This window comes from Vibrio cincinnatiensis DSM 19608 (assembly GCF_900167345.1).
In the GTDB taxonomy this organism is placed as follows: domain Bacteria; phylum Pseudomonadota; class Gammaproteobacteria; order Enterobacterales; family Vibrionaceae; genus Vibrio; species Vibrio cincinnatiensis.
This window is the reverse complement of the sequence record NZ_FUXB01000003.1, coordinates 188,240-208,267: the sequence shown is the minus strand read 5'-3', so window position 1 is coordinate 208,267 and position 20,028 is coordinate 188,240. Positions and strand designations below refer to the sequence as shown.

At 42.4% G+C, this 20,028-nt stretch carries 19 protein-coding genes, 1 pseudogene and 1 riboswitch; of the genes and pseudogenes, 13 read left to right on the top strand and 7 right to left on the bottom strand.

The genetic code is table 11. The annotated features are described in order from the left end of the window. Positions 1–2: 2 nt before the first annotated feature. Together prpF and B5D54_RS03780 are read left to right on the top strand one after the other, a co-directional pair. Complete coding sequence (gene prpF / locus B5D54_RS03785) at positions 3–1,199, top strand: 2-methylaconitate cis-trans isomerase PrpF (protein WP_078925148.1); 1,197 nt, start codon at positions 3–5, stop codon at positions 1,197–1,199. Between the two features lie 11 nt (positions 1,200–1,210). Beyond that, positions 1,211–3,088 (top strand): propionyl-CoA synthetase, encoded by a 1,878-nt coding sequence (locus B5D54_RS03780; RefSeq protein ID WP_078925147.1) that lies wholly within the window; start codon positions 1,211–1,213, stop codon positions 3,086–3,088. Positions 3,089–3,165: 77 nt separating this feature from the next. Here the strand turns inward: B5D54_RS03780 and B5D54_RS03775 are convergent, their stop codons facing one another. Together B5D54_RS03775 and B5D54_RS03770 are read right to left on the bottom strand one after the other, a co-directional pair. After that, positions 3,166–3,849 carry a DedA family protein gene (locus tag B5D54_RS03775; protein WP_115173916.1) on the bottom strand — a complete coding sequence of 228 codons (684 nt, stop codon included), beginning with the start codon at positions 3,847–3,849 and terminating at the stop codon, positions 3,166–3,168. Between the two features lie 53 nt (positions 3,850–3,902). Next, positions 3,903–4,289: a hypothetical protein gene (locus tag B5D54_RS03770; protein ID WP_139364771.1), complete on the bottom strand. Its 387-nt coding sequence runs from the start codon at positions 4,287–4,289 to the stop codon at positions 3,903–3,905. A gap of 145 nt (positions 4,290–4,434) precedes the next feature. Between B5D54_RS03770 and B5D54_RS17495 the strand changes: the two are divergent. Together B5D54_RS17495 and B5D54_RS17490 are read left to right on the top strand one after the other, a co-directional pair. Beyond that, a pseudogene (locus tag B5D54_RS17495) lies at positions 4,435–5,217 on the top strand (PAS domain-containing protein); the annotation flags it as partial. A gap of 108 nt (positions 5,218–5,325) precedes the next feature. After that, complete coding sequence (locus B5D54_RS17490; RefSeq protein WP_407835075.1) at positions 5,326–5,751, top strand: methyl-accepting chemotaxis protein; 426 nt, start codon at positions 5,326–5,328, stop codon at positions 5,749–5,751. A gap of 146 nt (positions 5,752–5,897) precedes the next feature. Here B5D54_RS17490 and B5D54_RS03760 read toward each other — a convergent pair whose 3' ends face one another. Beyond that, entirely contained in the window at positions 5,898–7,112 is a 1,215-nt protein-coding gene (locus B5D54_RS03760) for a GGDEF domain-containing response regulator (RefSeq protein ID WP_078925143.1), read from the bottom strand. A gap of 325 nt (positions 7,113–7,437) precedes the next feature. Between B5D54_RS03760 and B5D54_RS03755 the strand changes: the two genes are divergently transcribed. The 4 genes from B5D54_RS03755 (at position 7,438) to B5D54_RS03740 (ending at position 11,243) form a co-directional block, all read left to right on the top strand. Continuing rightward, the gene (locus B5D54_RS03755) at positions 7,438–9,123 is read left to right on the top strand and encodes a carbon starvation CstA family protein (protein ID WP_078925142.1); all 1,686 of its coding nucleotides are present in this window, start codon (positions 7,438–7,440) and stop codon (positions 9,121–9,123) included. Continuing rightward, positions 9,110–9,382: a cory-CC-star protein gene (locus tag B5D54_RS03750; RefSeq protein WP_078925141.1), complete on the top strand. Its 273-nt coding sequence runs from the start codon at positions 9,110–9,112 to the stop codon at positions 9,380–9,382. Before B5D54_RS03755 ends, B5D54_RS03750 begins: the two co-directional genes overlap by 14 nt. Positions 9,383–9,418: 36 nt before the next feature. Then, on the top strand, positions 9,419–10,429 hold the full coding sequence (locus B5D54_RS03745; protein WP_078925140.1) for an ArsA family ATPase: 1,011 nt from the start codon (positions 9,419–9,421) through the stop codon (positions 10,427–10,429). 178 nt (positions 10,430–10,607) lie between these two features. Beyond that, positions 10,608–11,243 carry a LysE family translocator gene (locus B5D54_RS03740; protein WP_078925139.1) on the top strand — a complete coding sequence of 212 codons (636 nt, stop codon included), beginning with the start codon at positions 10,608–10,610 and terminating at the stop codon, positions 11,241–11,243. A 44-nt stretch (positions 11,244–11,287) separates the two neighbouring features. On the opposite strand, the gene B5D54_RS03735 is transcribed toward B5D54_RS03740, so the two are convergent. Further along, positions 11,288–12,661 (bottom strand): alanine/glycine:cation symporter family protein, encoded by a 1,374-nt coding sequence (locus B5D54_RS03735; protein ID WP_078925138.1) that lies wholly within the window; start codon positions 12,659–12,661, stop codon positions 11,288–11,290. A gap of 97 nt (positions 12,662–12,758) precedes the next feature. Continuing rightward, positions 12,759–12,864: riboswitch (glycine riboswitch) on the bottom strand. Positions 12,865–13,370: 506 nt separating this feature from the next. On the opposite strand from B5D54_RS03735, the gene B5D54_RS17195 reads away from it, so the two are divergent. Together B5D54_RS17195 and B5D54_RS03730 are read left to right on the top strand one after the other, a co-directional pair. Beyond that, entirely contained in the window at positions 13,371–13,529 is a 159-nt protein-coding gene (locus B5D54_RS17195) for a hypothetical protein (protein ID WP_167514854.1), read from the top strand. A gap of 19 nt (positions 13,530–13,548) precedes the next feature. Continuing rightward, positions 13,549–14,280, top strand: a complete 732-nt coding sequence (locus B5D54_RS03730) for a chromosome partitioning protein ParA (RefSeq protein WP_078925137.1) — start codon at positions 13,549–13,551, stop codon at positions 14,278–14,280. Positions 14,281–14,353: 73 nt separating this feature from the next. Here B5D54_RS03730 and B5D54_RS03725 read toward each other — a convergent pair whose 3' ends face one another. Then, complete coding sequence (locus B5D54_RS03725; RefSeq protein WP_078925136.1) at positions 14,354–14,836, bottom strand: YajQ family cyclic di-GMP-binding protein; 483 nt, start codon at positions 14,834–14,836, stop codon at positions 14,354–14,356. 15 nt (positions 14,837–14,851) lie between these two features. Beyond that, positions 14,852–15,913 carry a 3-deoxy-7-phosphoheptulonate synthase gene (locus B5D54_RS03720; RefSeq protein WP_078925135.1) on the bottom strand — a complete coding sequence of 354 codons (1,062 nt, stop codon included), beginning with the start codon at positions 15,911–15,913 and terminating at the stop codon, positions 14,852–14,854. A gap of 206 nt (positions 15,914–16,119) precedes the next feature. Here B5D54_RS03720 and B5D54_RS03715 point away from each other — a divergent pair, with 206 nt between their 5' ends. Together B5D54_RS03715 and B5D54_RS03710 are read left to right on the top strand one after the other, a co-directional pair. After that, entirely contained in the window at positions 16,120–17,007 is an 888-nt protein-coding gene (locus B5D54_RS03715) for a putative PEP-binding protein (RefSeq protein WP_078925134.1), read from the top strand. A 190-nt stretch (positions 17,008–17,197) separates the two neighbouring features. Further along, on the top strand, positions 17,198–17,677 hold the full coding sequence (locus B5D54_RS03710; protein WP_078925133.1) for a PaaI family thioesterase: 480 nt from the start codon (positions 17,198–17,200) through the stop codon (positions 17,675–17,677). Here the strand turns inward: B5D54_RS03710 and B5D54_RS03705 are convergent. Beyond that, positions 17,674–19,023 (bottom strand): hypothetical protein, encoded by a 1,350-nt coding sequence (locus B5D54_RS03705; RefSeq protein ID WP_078925132.1) that lies wholly within the window; start codon positions 19,021–19,023, stop codon positions 17,674–17,676. The genes B5D54_RS03710 and B5D54_RS03705 overlap by 4 nt on opposite strands. 101 nt (positions 19,024–19,124) lie before the next feature. Between B5D54_RS03705 and B5D54_RS03700 the strand changes: the two genes are divergently transcribed. Then, positions 19,125–19,958 carry a CvfB family protein gene (locus B5D54_RS03700; RefSeq protein ID WP_078925218.1) on the top strand — a complete coding sequence of 278 codons (834 nt, stop codon included), beginning with the start codon at positions 19,125–19,127 and terminating at the stop codon, positions 19,956–19,958. Positions 19,959–20,028: the final 70 nt, after the last annotated feature.

Genomic DNA, 20,028 nt, shown 5'->3' with positions numbered 1-20,028 from the left:
TTATGAGTCATGTCAATATCGCGCCACAGCTAAAAATTCCCGCCACTTACTTACGGGGGGGAACCAGTAAAGGGGTGTTTTTTAAGTTGTCTGATCTCCCACTTGCGGCACAAGTACCCGGAGAGGCACGCGACAAGTTGTTATTAAGAATCATCGGCAGCCCAGATGCCTATGGTAAACAGATTGATGGAATGGGAGGGGCGACATCCAGTACCAGTAAAACGGTGATTGTCTCCAAAAGTGAAAAAGAAGGGCATGATGTTGATTACCTCTTTGGTCAGGTATCGATAGACAAACCTTTTGTTGATTGGAGTGGTAATTGTGGCAACCTTTCTGCTGCGGTTGGCCCCTTTGCCATTCACGCCGGATTGATAGATCCACAACGTATTCCTGAGCATGGGGTTGTTGACGTCAAAGTCTGGCAAGTCAATATTCAAAAGAGCATCGTTGTTCACGTTCCCATCATCAATGGCGAAGTGCAGGAAGTGGGTCTGTTTGAACTCGATGGTGTAACGTTTCCTGCGGCAGAAATCCAAGTCGATTTTCTCGATCCCGCAGAAGGTGAAGGGTCGATGTTTCCAACGGGGAACTTGCGCGATACGTTAGAGATTCCGGGATTTGAGCCTTTACAAGTGACGCTAATTAATGCGGGTATTCCAACCATCTTTATTGATGCGCACGCTATCGGCTATGGTGGTTGTGAGTTACAAGATGAAATTAATAACGATCCTCACGCATTGGCTCGATTTGAAACGTTACGAGCTTACGGCGCGCTGAAAATGGGATTAATCACCGACTTAGAGGAAGCAAAGGTTCGGCAACATACTCCCAAAATTGCCTTTGTTTCTCCCCCCCAAAACTATCTCACTTCCAGTGGTAAAACCGTCACTCAGCAGCAGGTTGATTTGCTGGTGCGTGCCTTGTCGATGGGAAAATTACATCACGCCATGATGGGAACGGCGGCGGTTGCGATTGCTGCCGCTGCTTGTGTACCGGGAACCATCGTGAATGAAGCCGCAGGCGGCGGAGAAAAAACGCAAGTGGTTTTTGGTCATCCATCGGGCACATTAAAAGTAGGGGCGAAAGCTTGCCATTCAGAGCAAGGATGGCGAGTTGAAAAAGCGGTCATGAGCCGCAGTGCACGTATTTTGATGGAAGGTTGGGTTCGAGTTCCAGCTGAAAGCCTAAAGAACGAATAAGGAGAGGCACGATGTCGGCATATTTAAAGGAATATTCATGGGCAAAGGAGCAACCGGAAGCGTTCTGGAAAGCTCAAGCTCAGCAGATTGATTGGTTCGAGTTCCCTAACACCATTCTCTCAACCGATGACAACGGGATTGAACGTTGGTTTTCGGATGGGGTGATGAACACGTGTTGGCTTGCATTAGATTATCATTGTGAGCAAGGACGCGGTGATCATACGGCATTAATTTATGATTCCCCCGTTACCGGGAAAAAGCAACGTTATAGCTATAATGCACTACGTGACAGTGTCGCGCGTGTGGCTGGCATGTTGGCAGATCAAGGGGTAAGTAAAGGAGATCGAGTCATCATCTATATGCCGATGATTCCTCAAGCTGCCATGGCTATGTTGGCTTGTGCTCGGCTAGGGGCTATCCACTCTGTCGTTTTTGGCGGTTTTGCGCCGAATGAGCTTGCCGTTCGGATTGAAGATGCCGAACCGAAAGTGATCATGACCGCTTCTTGTGGCATCGAAGTCAATAAAGTGATTCCCTATAAGCCTATGGTGGATAAAGCCATCATGGATAGTCGTTGGAAACCTGAAAAAGTCGTGGTTTATCAACGGCCAGAGTGCCTTGCTGATCTTAGCCATGAGCGGGATGTTGATTGGAGCAGTTTGCTACAACATGCCATTCCTAGGGCGTGTGTGCCAGTGTTGGCTACCGACCCGCTTTACATTCTTTATACTTCTGGAACGACGGGAAAACCGAAAGGTGTGGTTCGGGATAATGGGGGACATGCCGTTGCTTTGAAATATTCGATGCATACGATTTATCGTCAACCTCAAGAAGGCGTATTTTGGGCAGCCTCTGATGTGGGATGGGTGGTTGGGCATTCTTACATTATTTATGCACCACTTATTCACGGTTGTACGACGATTTTGTATGAAGGGAAACCCGTGCGAACACCAGACCCAGGGGCATTCTGGCGTGTGTGCCAAGAATATAAAGTCGACACCTTATTCTCAGCGCCAACCGCCTTTCGGGCGATCAAAAAAGAAGATCCAAATGGAGCGCTTCTCAAGCAATATGATTTATCACACCTAAGTACGATTTTTATGGCTGGTGAGCGATTAGATCCACCAACACTCGCATGGGTCGAAAAGCATACCCATAAACCTGTGATTGATCACTGGTGGCAGACGGAAACGGGTTGGGCGATTGCGGGGAATACCTTAGGGCTTGAATTCATGCCAGTAAAAGCGGGATCTGCGACGAAAGCGATACCCGGATATCAAGTAGAAATACTGAATGAATTGGGGGAACCTTTACCAGCTAATCAACAAGGCTTTGTCGCCCTCAAGCGTCCACTGCCTCCAAGCTGTTTAACCACAGTTTGGCGAAATCATGACAGGTTTGAATCCGGCTATTTAGCTCAATTTCCGGGTTACTATGTTTCGGGGGATGGGGGATATCTGGATGAAGACGGCTACCTGTTTATTATGGGACGTATTGATGACGTGATTAATGTAGCGGGGCACCGTCTTTCCACGGGGGAAATGGAAGAAATTCTCGGCGCACATCCCGCCATCGCGGAATGTGCTGTCGTGGGAGTACATGATGAATTAAAAGGTCAGCTTCCACTCGGTTTCGTTGTATTAAAAGATGGTGTTAAAATTGATGCGCAGACTCTAGAGGAAGAGTTAATCAGTCAGGTTCGTAGCCAAATTGGTGCAGTGGCTTGCTTTAAACACGCCTTAGTCGTTGAACGTTTACCGAAAACCCGTTCCGGTAAAATTTTACGGCGTATCATCCGGCAAATTGCCGATGGGGAAAGTTATACGGTGCCATCCACCATTGATGATCCCACAAGCTTGAGTGAATTAGAGAAAATTCTTCAGCATTAATCGCTATTGGTGGCTGACTTTTCATAAAAAGTCAGCCATTAAGGCATATCCTTAGTGACTGGCTCGTTTTATCCTGTTTACTCTTTAATCTGTTTTACCCTCAGTGCTTTATACTTGGCACGCCGCCGCATCCAACCACCGATGGCAAGGCTAGACAGAGCAATAAACAGAGTCACCATTGGGGCTAGCATCAACAGTTGATTGGCGATCTTAGACAGGTTATCGGGTAACAGCGAAATGCCATATCCCGAGAAAATCAGAAATAAAATCCATGTCAGAGCACTCCATGGTGAGGCCAGTAAGAAGCGAAAAGGAAGAACCGCATTTCTTAGCCCCATCACCATCGGTAATAAAGAGCGAACAACTGGGATAAAGCGCGCAAAAAACATCGCCAATAAGCCATATTTCTGGATAAGACGATCGGTCGTTTGCCACTGTTTATCGGATACTTTACCGAGCCAAATCGACACAACTCGCCACTCTTTAAGCTGGTGTCCCTGATAAAAGGCAGCAGCACTTCCTAGCCAACCAGCTAGCACAAGAACGCCAATAATAATGTAAAGATTTAATATTCCTAACGCCGCAAGGCTGCCACAAAGCACAATCACACTATCGCATGGTAATGGCGCAGCGGGAATGAACGCACTCTCAACAAAAATAAGTAACCCGACACAAAGGTAGAGTAGAGAAAGATCGACCTGTTGCAAAGCCAGCAGATCTTGATGCCATAAGGCTGAAAAAATGGACAGTAAAGCACTCACATCGCTTTCCTCAATCAGTCAATATCAAATAAATCCGTGTATTGATGACGTTGTTAAGCGTGAGCAAACCGCGAGTAAAGGTTTAAGAATTGAAGATCTTTACGAAGAAAAAGAGGGGCAGACCATACAGTTATGGTGGTGGACACCAATACAATGAGGCGCTGATGAATAAGCGCGAGGTAAGTATTAGCTTCAGCTAAGGTGTGCTCATTTTCATCTAACGGCGATGGTGTTGGATTTAAACGAGGTGATTCAAGGCGAGAACTCACTAACGCGGCCGTATTAGGGTGATGGATACGCTGATGAGACAATGATGTTGTACGACTTTCTGATTCTGTACTGACCGAAGTAACAAGCGAACTCGGTGCTACATTCAGTAAAGATACCGAACTTAAGATGGCAATGAATAAGGTAAAAAGCAGTGGTTGAATCATGCTCATCACTAATCGAAGTCGTAATGGTGCGAGTATGCGGTCTCTCTCTTCATCTGTAAAGTGATTAATCAATATGAACAATACCCCAGCAGGGATTCTATTCTTTTATGCTAATATCCATAAAGGCAATGAATAAACTTAGCAGGTTCATATGTTTTTCAATCAATCACTTCAAAAAGAAAATCAACAATTAAAAGATCACTTGTATTCATTGGAACAGGTACGAGAAAGCCTTGATAGCGATATGCTAAGAATCACGTTGGATCCCCAAGGTCATATCGTTTCCATTAATAACAATTTTGAGCAAGAACTTGGTATTGTTTTTAATACCATTGATGGGGTCCACTTAACCAATTTAGTGCCACCTAAAGCGAGAAAAACCCCACACTTTAATCGAATGAAAACCGCCTTAGAGCAGAGAAAACATTGGAACGGGGCGCTTCAAATAGCCAAATCTAATGGAGAGGAAGCTTGGCTGCGTATCATTTTACAACCCATTATTAATAGTCAAGGGCAGCTATTACGCTTTTTTGTTTTTGCAACGGAGTTGACTCGTACCATTACAGCATCACGCGAGCATGAAGACATGCTCAATGCACTAAACCGTTCAACAGCGGTGATTGAATTTACTTTGGATGGAAAAATTATACGAGCCAATGATAACTTTCTTCGTACTATGAAATACCGCAGTAACGAACAGATTGCTGGAAAACACCACCGTATTTTTTGTGAAGAGGAAGAAGCAAACTCACCAGCCTATGCTGCATTTTGGAAAAAGTTAGCCAGTGGGCAATATGTTTCTGAGCGGTTTAAACGAGTGGATAGCGCTGGCCAGATTGTATGGTTAGAGGCCTCTTATAACCCCATTCATAACGATTTGGGTGAACTTTATAAAGTGGTGAAGTTCGCCACGGTGATCACCGAGCAAGTGAATCAAGAACAGGCTGTCTCAGAAGCGGCAAATATTGCTTATGCTGTTTCAGAAAAAACCGGACAGCAAACCCTGGAAGGGCAACAAGTGGTTACCGCCATTATTGATAAGATGGATAACTTGGTTAAACAGATGAAGCAGGCGATGATGGATATTGAGTCGCTGAATGTACATTCTCAAAAAATCAGTAAATTAGTGGAAAGTATTAGTGGAATTGCGGATCAAACGAATTTGTTGGCCCTTAATGCCGCCATTGAAGCGGCAAGAGCGGGTGAACAGGGGCGCGGCTTTGCAGTCGTCGCCGATGAAGTGCGACAATTGGCTTCAAGAACGAATAATACTACAGAAGAGATTGTGACGGTTGTTGCTGAAAATTTGCGAAGAACGACTAAAGCGGTGGAGCTGATTGCGGCCTGTCAGTCACAAGCCGGAGAGACACTAACACTGTCCACTCAAGCGGGTCAATTGATGGAAGATGTACAGATGGGAGCTCAGAAAGTGGTTGATGCGATTAGCCAATTTAGCCAAAAATTGTGAATTTTCTGATTGTTAAGGTGTCACTCTCCATTTTAATGGTGAGTGACTTCAAATAAGAAGAGACGATTATTTATTATTAATAAAGCAGATATTGAGCTAAATTCAATCGCCTTCATAACATAAGAAACTGAAAAGGCTATTTATCATTATTGATACGTAACTCTATTTCGTCCATTTTCTTTTGATAGGTATAGTCGTATATCTGCTTGTTTAATTTGTTCGTCTAAGGTGCCATTTAAACTAGAAACTCCAATACTAATGGTGATTTCTATAACTTGATCTTGATGAATGACAGGGGTGGTTGCAATATGAAGTCGTAATGTTTCCAACTTAGATAAAAAATCTTCAATCGACAATTTAGAGTATATAAAAAACTCTTCCCCGCCTAGCCTTGAAATAATGTCGCTCGAGAAATGTTTTTTAAATAAACGAGCAACCATTTTTATGACTTCATCACCACCATCATGCCCATAACGATCATTGACTTTCTTAAAAAAATCGATATCTATCATGGCGACATTTCTATGCCCCATACCTTTACATATTTCACCAAAAAGATATCGTCTGTTCCATAATCCAGTTAAGGCATCTTCATTAGCGAGTTTAAATAGGTTGTCATTGGATTCTTTAATATTTAACAGTTGGTGTACACGACAGTAAAATTCTTCTTGATGAAAGGGTTTATGAAGAAAATCATTGGCTCCCGATTTCAAGAAAATAGGGGTGATGTTTTTCTCGCTTTCCGAAGATAGACCGAGAATAGGAAGTACTGTGTTGCTATATGACTTACGTAACTCACGTACCATCGCAATCCCATCTTTTTGGGGCATGTAGTTATCCGTGATAATAAATGTAATATCTTTATTAGATTTCAATATTTCTATCGCTTCACATCCATCCATGGCTAATGTGGTTTTTATATAGTGATTCTCTAAGAGTTGAGAAATCTGTTTTCGAGCCACAAGAGAATCATCAACAACAAGGGCATGATGATGGGTGTTATTCTTTAATCGCTGTGCTAATTCTAATATATAGGATATTGATGCATGATTTTCTTTTAAAATATAGTCGAGGACACCCATCTTTAAAAAGCTTTTTCTTGTTTCTTCATCAAACTTACCAGTTAAAACAATAGTTTTTTGTTTATGCTGAATTAACAGTTTAATCGCTTCGCCATCTTGAGCATCAGGTAAACAATAGTCCATGATAGCAAAGAAAAAGTTTGGATTATCTTCCATTATCCGCTGTGTTTCTTCATAACTTGATGCGACTATAATTTCAAAGTTTAAAGCGGAAAGGCGATGAACGAGATAATTTCGAAAAACGATACTATCATCGACAACTAATATCCTATTATTCAAATGGAAATCCTTAATTAAAAATATTTACCGTACATAATTATACCTTCTTCTGTAAGAGGTAAGCGTGTAGGAGATTTCTCATTTTCATCAACCATACTTAATGATGCGAAAGTTTCTAATGCTGTTTTTTCATCGGTATTTGAGGTTTCTCTGCTTTAAGTCATGATGTTAACGGTTTTGTTTCATTTTAATGGGAGTTTGGTCACTAACAATGTAACTGGTAAGAGATCATTGTCAAACTTATGTGTTGGATGAGGTTATAAATTTTTTAATAAGATTAGTATGTTAGATGCGTGTTGCAACTATGTATACAGTGGAGGTAGGCATGAACGCTATATTCCTGATGCTGATGGGCCTAGGGGCCATGGCTCTAGGCTATATCTTTTATTCAAAATTTATTTGCGAAAAAATCTTTAAAGTGGATCCTCATTTTCGGACTCCTGCACATGAACTGAATGATGGGATCGATTATGTCCCTACGAATAAATATGTATTGTGGGGGCACCATTTTACCTCCGTTGCGGGTGCTGCTCCGATTATTGGCCCTGCGATTGCGGTTATCTGGGGATGGGTTCCTGCTTTTTTATGGGTTGTATTTGGTACGATTTTCTTTGCGGGAGTACACGATGCCGGTGCTATTTGGGCCAGTAACCGTAATAAAGCAAAATCAGTCGGGGCACTGACTGGTGATATTATCGGGCCGAGAGCACGTAGCCTTTTTATGATTGTCATTTTCTTAGTGCTTTTGATGGTGAATGCCGTTTTTGCTGTAGTTATTGCTCGTCAGTTGATTAGCTTCCCCAGTGCAACTATTCCTGTATGGGGAGCCATCTTGGTGGCTCTTGTTATTGGACAGTTAATCTATCGCCGTTATATTGGCTTAGCGATGGTGTCTCTCTTAGGTGTTATTGCTTTGTATGCGATGATCTATGTTGGCCCAATGTTGCCGCTCTCTTTACCCGATTCCATTATGGGGTTAAATCCAACACAGAGTTGGATTGTTATTTTGTTTGTTTATGCGGCGATTGCTTCATTGCTACCCGTGTGGATGTTGTTACAACCCCGTGACTACATCAATGGCATTCAACTTTTCGTCGGCCTTTTCTTGTTGTATTTGGCGGTGGTGATTTCTGGCCCAGAAGTGGTGGCTCCAGCTTTTAATACCGATTTGCCAGCAGGAACACCTTCGTTAATTCCTTTACTGTTCGTGACGATTGCCTGTGGAGCTATTTCCGGTTTTCATGGATTGGTTTCAAGTGGTACAACATCGAAGCAACTTGATAAAGAACCCGATGTTCGATTTGTGGGTTATTTTGGTGCGATTGGGGAAGGATCGTTAGCGTTAGCCGCGATTATTGCAGCAACCGCAGGGTTTGCTACTTTTGCGGATTGGCAAAGTATTTATAGTGGTTTTGGCCAAGGCGGGGTTGGTGCTTTTATTAATGGCGGTGCCAATATCTTGCAACAAGGGCTTGGGTTGGATACCACGTTATCACAAACCTTATTGACCGTGATGGTGGTGCTCTTTGCGGGAACGACGATGGATACCGGGTTGCGATTACAGCGTTATATTTTCCAAGAATGGGGTTCTATTTATAACATTGGTTGGATGCAAAAAGCTTTTCCTGCCACTTTATTAGCCGTAGGTTCTTGTGTGTTGCTTGCTTTTGGTGCGGGTGGAGATGGTTCTGGTGGTTTGCTCATCTGGCCTCTTTTTGGTACGACGAACCAATTACTGGCGGGCTTAACATTATTGGTGATTACGGTGATGTTAGTTCGGTTAGGACGCCCGATGTATTACACCTTGATTCCACTAGTTTTCTTACTGATCATGACCACATTAGGCTTATTGATTCAGTTAAAAAGCTTTTACGATAAACAAGATTGGTTCCTGTTCAGCTTAGATATTGTTGTGCTGATTGCTGCTATTTTAATTACTTTAGAGTGCAGCTCTAGCCTGAATAAATTATTGAAAGCGAAGAAGGTACAGGTTGTCGATGAAACTGAGTAAGATTCGTGCATGTTTTAAACTTGCTAATCATTATGCAGAAGAGATTTATAACGCACCTTATCGTGCAGCGATTGCTCGCGCTAAGCGCGAGCAAGATGACTTGTTCATGTTATTGATATTTTCTGAAATGATGGGAGTGCCTAATCCCGCAAGTTATTACACGTTGGAATTACAACCGATCTTAATTGAACGTTTTCATGATTGGCATCTCCGTATGGGGATGCCTCATTCACCACTCGATCAATTTAAGTGCTGTTGATTTCCCATTGCTTATGTTGGGGAGAGGAGAAGACGAGTGTCATCACAACTGACAGATAAACGAGTAATTTTGGTCGGTGGTAAGGGAGGGGTGGGGAAAACCACCACCTCTTCAACGCTTGCATTATTAGCGGCTTCGAGAAATAAACGTGTTTTAATTGTCTCGACCGATCCTGCACACAGCCTAGCGGATGCTTTTGATCGACCCATCGGTGATAAAATAACGTGTTTAGCACCGAATTTAGATGGATTAGAGATCGACCCGGATCAAGAGGTCGTTCGTCATCTCTCTCAAGTAACTACGCAGTTAAAACGCTTTACTCGCCCTGAGCTTTATGGTGCCGTTGAGCGGCAGATCCGCCTAACGGGACAGTCTCCAGGAGCGCAAGAAGCGGCTTTGCTGGAATGTATCGCTCGTACATTAGAAGAGGGGCTAGAACGCTATGATCTTGTTATCTTCGACACTGCACCTACAGGGCATACATTACGGCTATTGGCTCTACCCGAAGCGATGGCAGCGTGGACGCAAGGTCTACTTAAAAGTAACGAACAGTCGGATAAATTCAGCAAGGTTCTTGATCATCTAACGCCAAAAGCGGGTAAAGATATTGATAACCCATTAATTAGTCCGCAAGAGCATGCTACAAGTGGTTTAGATGAAAGGCATAAAGCGATTGCTGATATTTTGCTTAATCGGCAACGTTTATTGCAACGGACTCGAGAAACATTTCTCGATGTTTCGAAAACGGCTATTTTATTTGTACTCACACCAGAAAAACTGCCCATATTAGAAACAGCGCGAGCAGTTCAGTCATTACAGGCTGAAAAACTTCCTGTTGCGGGTATTGTCATTAATCGGGTTTTGCCTGCCCATGCTGATGGTGAGTTTTTAGCGTTACGCCGTCAGCAAGAGCAGCAGCATTTGCAAGAGATCAATAAACAGTTTGCACAATTAGCGCGTTATCCGATTCCTTTGCAGGCAACCGATATTCAAGGTATTGATCAATTAACATTGATGACTCAGTGGCTTGAGCAAGCAGGGCTATAAAAATAATACAGACAAGATTCATCAACTCAGGTATAACAAAAGAAAATTCGGTTTACTGGTTGTGAATGCTGGTGTCGAAGTGAAGTAACAAAAATATGGGTTGATAGGGACGTCAACGTATTGCTCGTTTTAGAGTGAAAACTTGCTCGCCCTATTTTGATCGATTGGGTGAGTCATTATGTATATTCAAAATTTTGAAGCTTTTCTGATTGCTATTACTATTTTAACGTTAACCCCAGGACTGGATACCGCCTTAGTGATCCGCAATACCTCTCGTGCAGGAATGGCAGATGGTTGCGTAACCAGCTTAGGCATTTGTGTTGGTTTGTTTGTTCATGCCACCTTTTCCGCTATTGGTATTTCGGCTATCTTAACTCAGTCGGCAGAGCTGTTTCACATCATTAAAATGGCCGGGGCAGGGTATTTAATTTGGTTGGGTTTTTCTAGCCTACGTTCTTTATCTAAAGCTGGCCAAGGGATGCAGGTAACCAGCTTGTCACATACTCAATTAAAGATCCGGCGTTCATTGCGTGAAGGTTTTTTGTCTAATGTATTAAATCCTAAAACTGCGGTGTTTTATCTTGCTTTCCTTCCTCAGTTCATTAATCCCGAGCACTCTCCTTTACTGCAATCTCTATTTATGGCTGGACTTCATTTTATGATCGCTATGGTTTGGCAGTGTGGGTTAGCTGGAGCATTAAGTTCAGCTAAAAACTTACTGAAAAATAATACCTTTATGCGTTGGATGGAAGGAGCAACGGGGGTGGTATTAGTCGGACTTGGTATTAAATTGATGACGGACGATTCCGTATAAAAAAGGCGATAAAAAAACCGCAGAATGATCTGCGGTTTTAAGTATTACGCTTTCGCTTTGACTCTTTTCATCGATGGAAGCTGTGCATCAAAATAAAGCTTGGTTTCTTGGATGACAATCTGTCGTAGAGCGATTAAACCAATGAGGTTGGGAATGGCCATAAGTCCATTCACTATATCAGCAATGATCCAGATTAAGTCTAAATGCAAGAAAGCCCCTGAAGCGATCAAACCAATAAAAATCACCTTATACGGTAAGATAGCTTTGGTTCCCCACAAGAAGACAACACAACGTTCACCGTAATAGTTCCAACCTAAAATTGTAGTAAAAGCAAAAAAGATCAACCCAATCGATACCAACATGGGTCCAAGTGTTTGCGCTTGAAGGCCTGTGGCAAAAGCATGAGTCGTCATCGCCGCACCGGCTAGATCACTTTGCCATGCTCCCGTTAAAATTAAGGCAAGCCCCGTCATGGTACAAATAATGATGGTATCGAAAAAGGTTCCCGTCATGGAAATGAGCCCTTGTCTGACACAAGAGTCTGTTTTTGCAGCGGCGGCAGCCATCGGGGCGCTACCAAGGCCTGATTCATTAGAGAAAACACCACGAGCGATCCCTGACTGAATGGCTAGCATAATACTTGCGCCTAAGAAACCGCCACTGGCTGCTGTCGGAGTAAAGGCAGACACAAGCACCAATTGTAGGGCGTTAACGAGTTGATCAGCATGGCTAATGATGACGCTAAGACAAGCTACAATATAAAAAACAGCCATAACAGGAACCACTTTCCCAGCAACTTTAGCGATAGACTGAATACCGCCTATGGTGACAAAAGCAACTAAAAGCGTGAGCACGACAGCAGAGAGTTCTCGAGATAAACCAAAAGAGATCTCACTGGCATCGAGAATAGCGTTAACTTGTGGAAAAGTACCGATACCAAAGCAAGCGACGCCAAGAGCAAACACCGCAAATAAAACTGCGAGTGTTTTTGACCCGACGCCATCGCGTAAGTAGTACATTGGTCCACCGACCATTTGCCCTTTGTCATCGACCTTCCGGTATTTAACCGCAAGTAAACATTCGGCATATTTGGTCGCCATACCAAATAAAGCAGCAAGCCACATCCAGAATAAAGCACCTGGGCCACCGAGCTTAATGGCCGTGGCAACGCCGACAATATTTCCGGTACCGATGGTGGCAGAAAGAGCGGTACATAAAGCGGCAAAACTAGAGACATCGCCTTGTTTTTCGCCCGGTTCTTTACTGAAAACCATCTTTATTGCAGAGGGTAAATGGCGAAACTGGAGTAGGCCTAAACGAAAAGTAAAATAGATACCCGTACCGACGAGTAAAATAAGAAGGGGAGGCCCCCAGATAAAGTGGTCAATAGTTTGTAGCAGTGATGGTAGGTTACTCATGTATTCCCCTTAATAAATGATATCTAAGGAGAAGAGGAAAGGGATAAAGCATAGAGCTCAAAAAAAGAAAGCCCAGAGGCTTACTTATCAAATGACCTTTCACTCCTCTGTCCTTTTGCCTGAGAGTTTCACTCTACTTCATTGGGTAAGCAGAGCTTGCTCCTTCGGCGACCGATTCAACGGTTCTCTCCAGAGGTTCCTCCAACTACAGTCCTCGCAATTCTTCTAAGAAGAATAAAGCACCTGAAAGATTTACTTCTTCGGCGGGTTTGTTTGACCTATATGTTATAAATAGGTTAACAACCTCTCTCCTGCAGTCTTCATCGGAACAATTATCTAATGCTGTGATAATTTGCTTTGCGATACTAACGAAAAAAAATTGTGATGTCATCTACAAATATAAAGGAAAAGATAATTTATTCGTTCACAGAGCCTATGGCTCACTTATTGAGCAATTCGATGGTTAGTAGAAGGTAACTTCTTGATCCTGAATAAAGATAATCAACTTTTCTCTGACTATTGAGGAACAATAAATGGTATAAAATAGCAAAGGTTATACCAAACAACTGGAAGCCGTCGTTAGGTAACATAAATGGAAATAGCTAACGGTGTGATGAAGAGCGAATATCATTAACATCGCTTGACGTGGAAAAGGTATTTTATGCCTAAGCTTAGGTAAGTGGTATACAAAGAAACTAGGGAGTGAACGATGGGTCGATTAATCGCAATTGGAGTGTTGATTGTTTTAGCATTTTTGCTGATTCGTTATGGAACGAATGCCAAACTTCAAAAATGGGTGGTAATTGTCTTATTGACAAGTTTTGCTTTCTATACGGTTTCGCTTGTTGTGACTGAATTAATCCGCTGAAGTATCGCTGGGAGTGTATGTGAATCAGAAAAAAACAGATGAACATGATGATGTTGTCATCATTGAAGAGCGTGATAAACGCAGCTATTTATACATCGCTATTGCTGCCGTTTTAGGGATGGCTCTTGGTGGGTTGATTGGTGCATCTTTAACCGCGGCAAAGTGGGAAGCTAACTATGTAACATTACAGACTCAGTTTCAACACTGGCAAGATGAAGCCCTGCAACGCAAGACTGAAAAGCGGCAAAACACCGAGCAAATAGCACAAGAATGGGAAGCCACATTACAGTCACAGCTTGAAGCTCAGCAACAAGAATATCAGACCAAACTTCAACAGGTAGAGAAACAATTGATGGAGCTGGAAAAAGTCAATCTCTCGCTTGAACAGCAGTTGGATAAACAGAAAAGTGCCCTGCAAGCTGCCGATGCGCAAAATTCCCGGTTAAACCGCCAAGCGGACATGCAAGCTGTTCTCTTTGAGCGCTCTCGTGAAGTTTTTCAGAAAGAACTTAAAGTGAAACAAGAGATTGCTCAATTGCAGAAAGAGCAGCAGCAATTACTCAAAGTGGCTGAAGATCTGAAAAAAGAGTGTGATATTTACTTGAAAGGACAATCTTGGGATGCAAAATCGGATGCCTGTGATCGGCAAGATGATGCCAACTCAAGGCTGAGTCAGATAGATCAAATGCTCCGAGTGCATCAAATGGATTTAGAGCAAATAAAAGCATTATCAGAAGAGTTAGGGTTATAAAAGTTTCTTAATAAGAATCCAACCCGATAACGAGCTCAGGTTGGATTCTTACATAATGGAAATAATAGCGGTGTTAGTCTCGGAAGTTGTTGTATTGAAAAGGTTGCTCTAGATCGGATTCTCGTAATAAAGTGATGACCGATTGCAAATCATCCCGTTTTTTGCCCGTCACTCGAACTTTATCCCCTTGAATCGCCGCTTGAACTTTCAGTTTGGCATCTTTGATCATTTTGACCACTTTTTTGGCCAATAACGTTTCAATCCCTTGCTTCAATACGACTTCTTTATACCATTTTTTACCGGAATGAACGGAATCTTTCAATTCCATTGAGCGTACATCCACGCCTCGTTTAGCTAAATTGTTGCGTAGGATATCCATCATTTGGCTAAGTTGAAATTCACCTTCCGCCACTAACTTGACCGTTTCATCTTTTATCTCAAAGCTGGCTTCTACGTTTCGAAAATCAAAGCGCGTCGCCAATTCACGGTTAGAGTTATCGACTGCATTACGCAGCTCAACAGTATCGACTTCTGAAACGATATCAAAAGAAGGCATGGTTTTGTTTCCTTATTATTTACGAGCTCGTTTTACTTTTACTGCTTGGGCTAATCGGGTGATCATCGCAGTGGTGTCTTCCCAGCTTAAACACGGGTCAGTAATGGATTGCCCATAAGTGAGACTATTTAAATCATCCATCGGTTGATTACCATCGACAATAAAACTTTCAGCCATGATTCCAGCAACTTTTGAACTGCCGGACTCTATTTGTTGACAAACCACTTCCGCTACTTCAAGTTGTTTACGGTGCTGTTTTTGACAATTGGCATGGCTAAAATCTACCACTAAGCGTTGTGGTAAATCAAATTGCGCTAATTGCAGACAGGCATCTTCAACCGAGTCTTGATCAAAGTTAGGCCCCGTTTCCCCTCCTCGTAAAATGACATGACCAAAGGGATTTCCACTGGTTCGGTAAACTGTCATTCGCCCATTTTTATCGGGAGAATAAAAATAATGAGAGGCTTGAGAAGCTCGGATCGCGTCAATGGCTATTTTTATATTGCCGTTAGTTCCATTTTTAAAACCGACGGGGCAAGAAAGAGCTGAGGCCATTTCTCTATGTATTTGTGATTCTGTTGTTCTCGCTCCAATCGCTCCCCAACTAATAAGATCAGCAATATATTGCCCTGTGATCATATCAAGAAACTCAGTGGCTGTTGCCAAGCCGAGTTTATTGATATTGAGTAGTAATTGGCGCGCTTGATTTAGACCGTCTTCCAGTGCGTAGGAACCGTCAAGATTTGGGTCGGTAATTAACCCTTTCCACCCAACGACGGTACGTGGTTTTTCAAAGTAGGTACGCATGACAATGAACAGTTCTTTGTCGTAGTCTTTTTGAATTTGGCTTAGACGATGTGCATAGTCGAGAGCGGCGTTGGTATCATGTACCGAGCATGGGCCAACAATCACCAATAGGCGATCATCTTTGCCAGTCAGAATCTGTTCTATCTGTTGTCGAGAATGCGCGATATGAGTTGCGATATCATCGGTAAGGGGATAAGCCTGGCTTAGTTCAGCCGGTGTTGGCATTGGACCCAATGCTTGGGTGCGTAATTCATCTGTTTTAAGTGGCATAAGATTGCCTGTTTTCTTATTGCGAAGCGCTAAAGATAACGAATTTGACCGCTAGAATAAACCACTTAGCACAAAAGGAAGGAATACAATCCATTTTGTGAAAATTTATTCACTTTAAGTGGATAAATATTTAATTATTTACTTGTTTTTTCCCTAGTATGTCGGTATTTTCAATCTTATCGATTTTAAGGATGACCGGAGCTGTAATGAGTTTAGAACAACAACCCACGATCTTGCCACAATTGGTACTAGGAAATACGTTACCTCAAATCTCGACCCAAACGCCGAGCTCGGATTTGTTTGTTTCTCTTTCTGAGCTGATTGCCGAAAGTGTTTTTTATCATCCAGCGGTCTCTGTTGAAGATTCTTCATTAACTGAGTTGGAGAAAAACTCACTACTTGCATTATTGGATGGGAAAACGGTCGAAGAACACTTTGTCGAAACCTTAGTGACTCGGATCGAGCAGGGAATTACTCCGCACCATAAGGTTATTCGAGTCTGCTTGAGTGGAATAGACAGTGCCCAGTTTCATACTTTGATAGGGGGAGACATAGAGCCAGTAGAACAAAACCCAGCGATGGGGGTTCGAGGTGTTTCTAGATTTGCTTCTCATGCCTATGCTAACGCATTTGCGTTGGAATGCCGCGTGATCAAAACATTGCAGGAGAAAGGGCATCATATTGAAATTGTTGTCCCATTTGTTCGTGCATTGAGTGATGCCGCCACCATTATTGATCGTTTAGCTGAGCAAGGGCTACCTCGTGGGCTCAATGGGCTGAAAGTGTTGTATGTGTGTAATGTCCCTTCTGCTGCGATGCTGGCTGATCGTTTGCTGCAATACTTTGATGGGGTAATGATTGATTGGCAGGATTTATCACAATTTACCTTAGGTGTGGATAAAGCGAATAGTGAGCTAGATTATCTATACAACCCAGATAGCGAAGCCATTACACTATTAGCTGAAGTCGTGATTAAAGCTGCCCATCAAGCGAAAAAGCCTCTGTTGATGATAACCTATTCATTACAAGACTTTCCTAAACTGCAAACTTTCCTAACTGAGACCGCACAATCTGAATCTGTCTATAATTTTTAAACACTGAGAAAAGTCGATTCAACAACCTTCCCGATACTTCATTAAGTTATCGGGAAGGTTAAAAAAACGCCATTATCTTTATGGTAATAGGCTAAAAGCAACATGGAACTCTTAGTTTTATTAACATTCAATTGACATTTCTTTCACCTTGGAATCTACTGGTCGGACAAGTTAACAAGGATGAATGACGATGCTTTCAACTCTTACCAAAGCGAATTTTTACCTCAGTTATTTTGGTTTTCTAAAAGTGCCTTTAATTTGGTACTGTCGGCCAAAAATCTTATCATTAAATGAACAGTCCGTAGAAATTCGTATTCCTTTGAAACGCCGTAATAAAAATCATCTCAATAGCATGTATTTTGGTGTGTTGGCCGTGGGGGCAGATGTCGCAGGCGGCTTTATGGCAATGCATAAAGCTCAGCAGCGAGGAAAGCCGATTTCTTTGGCGTTTAAAGGGGTCAAAGCCGAATTTTTTAAACGCCCAGAAGGTGCGGTTCACTTTCACTGTGATGAAGGTGAGGTGATTGATCGTATGCTGGATGAAACCCTTGCAACGGGACAGCGAATCAATAAAGCCGTAAAGATCATTGCCACCTGCCCATCGCAGAATGGGGATGAACCCATGGCGGAATTTTGGCTTACGTTATCATTAAAATGCATTAAGCCTTAATCCAGTGCGATGGATTCAATATCGACAATTTTGCTTCGGTTAAGAACAATTTTCCAACGGTAGTAGGTTGGTGGATGCTGATGATCGTTTTCTCTCACAATCAAGTTGATAAGGTGGCGTTTTTCGACAGATTCGCGGCTAACTTGGCCGTTATTTAATTGATAAATTCGGTTAGATCCCTTATCCATTAGGCGAGTGATTGGCCGAAGATCGATCATCAGCGACTCTCTGGTCTCTTCATAACCACTCATAAATCGAGATGTAGACATTTCGACTTCAGATCGATAATGCAAAATTTGTTCTTCACGCTGAACAACGCGTTTTTTTCGAATATTTTGGATTTTCTCTGGCAGTGTAGAAAGGCTTCTATAATCGAGCCATTCATCTTTTTGTCCTACTTGTTTACCTGTACTTGGATCGAAATAGCGGCGACGCCACTTGGGTTTGCCTTTGCGGATCCAGCGCCAAAGTATATCACGCAGATCATCTTTAAAAATTTCCCGCAAAGCATAAATAAACGACATAGCGATGATAAAAGAGGCGGTAATTTCTCCCCAATAATCACGTGCAGAAATCGCGGTAATGGTAACCACTACCATGATTAAACCCGTCGCAATCCCTTTAACGGCTCGCTTCATATTATTGCCTAAAGAGGTGACTTTCTCATTGAGAATAATGGGATGCTCAATCAGACGCCGTAATAAACGCATTTTATTACTGAGCCGAGTGATATCCGTATCCGCTTTGGCAGAATTGTAGTGGTTGAGCGCTCGATGAGCCTGTTCCTTCTCAACTAAAGTGATTAACCGCTCTTTAATGGTTTTATAGTCACTGTCGCGGGTTAAGTGAGCAATAATGGAAAGGAATTTTTGCTCAGTGTACCAAGAAAGGTAGTTATCAATATTCGCATAATAACGTTTGATGCTTTCTTCGTAAGGAATGGTACGCCGTAGCCGTTTAAGAATATCGAGTGAGAGTTCAATGACGGTATCCACCTCATCGGGTGTGACAGTGTCACTCGTTGAGTTGAGTTGGCTTACCGCTCTATCTAAAGCAATGACATATTGATAAGCGAAAAGACTGAGGCTGACACGATACTGAGCAGATGAGAGCCGACCTCGCTGAGCCAGTCGGCTATGGACTAAGGGAAGAAGAATTTTATCACTGTAATAAGAGCGTTTTTGATGAATAGAACTGTAGAAAAACTCAGATTCAGACATGACTTCGGGTGTTAAACCAAGCTCTCCAGGAATAAATAAATAGGCATCCAGATCCAATTTTTTACTTTCTGACATTTCGGTAGAAATTTTTAAAGTCACGGCATCATGTTTATCTACAATGATCAATGAAAGCTCCTGAAAAAATTACTGAATTTTCTCTGTACAATGGGGCAAGCATATCAGAGATCACGTATAATCTCTGCAAATTTGCTGTGAGACTGTTTTACATGATTAACATTGGCCAGATTAATAGTTTAGAAGTAGTAAAGACAACAGACTTTGGTGTCTTTTTAGATGCAGGAGAATTTGGTACAACGCTGTTACCCAAACGTTATGTTCCAGAAGGTATTGAATTAGGACAGTTTATTGACGTGTTCTTGTTTTTTGATTCAGAAAACCAACTGGCAGCGACAACGGAAACGCCAATTGCTCAAGTGGGTGAATGGGGGTTAATGAAGGTGGATGGTGTCAACAGTACGGGTGTTTTTGTTAACTGGGGGATTAAAGATAAAGATCTATTAATTCCATTTAGTGAGCAGCGTGCTCGTTTTTCGGTCGGGCAAACGATTTTAGTTTATGTCTATACCGATAAAGCTTCTGGGCGAATCGTGGGAACCACTAAGTTTAATAAGTGGTTGGATAAAACTCCGGCAAACTATACGCGTAACCAACAAGTGGATCTCCTGATCGCCGAGCGTTCAGAGCTAGGATATAAAGCCATCATTAACGGTGCTCACTGGGGAATGATTTTTCCTTCCGATGTTTTTGGAAAATTGTTTATTGGTAAAAAACTGAAGGGATACATTAAGGCCATTCGCCCCGACGGTAAAATTGATCTTGCTCTACAGAAAATTGGGGTAGAGAAGATGGATGAACTGAGTTCAAAAATCTTGGAAACCTTAGAGAAGAAAGGGGGATTTCTCCCTTTGTGTGATAAATCTTCTCCTGAAGCTATTTTTGCTACTTTTCGAACCAGTAAAGGGACGTTTAAAAAAAGCATTGGAAATTTGTTTAAGCAAGGCAAAATTATCATTGAACAAGAGGGGATTCGTTTAGTTTAATGCCCAGACAAAAAAAGGCCCAGAACAAGAGGTTCGGGCCTTAGGGGAAGTACTTGATAAGGGAACAGCA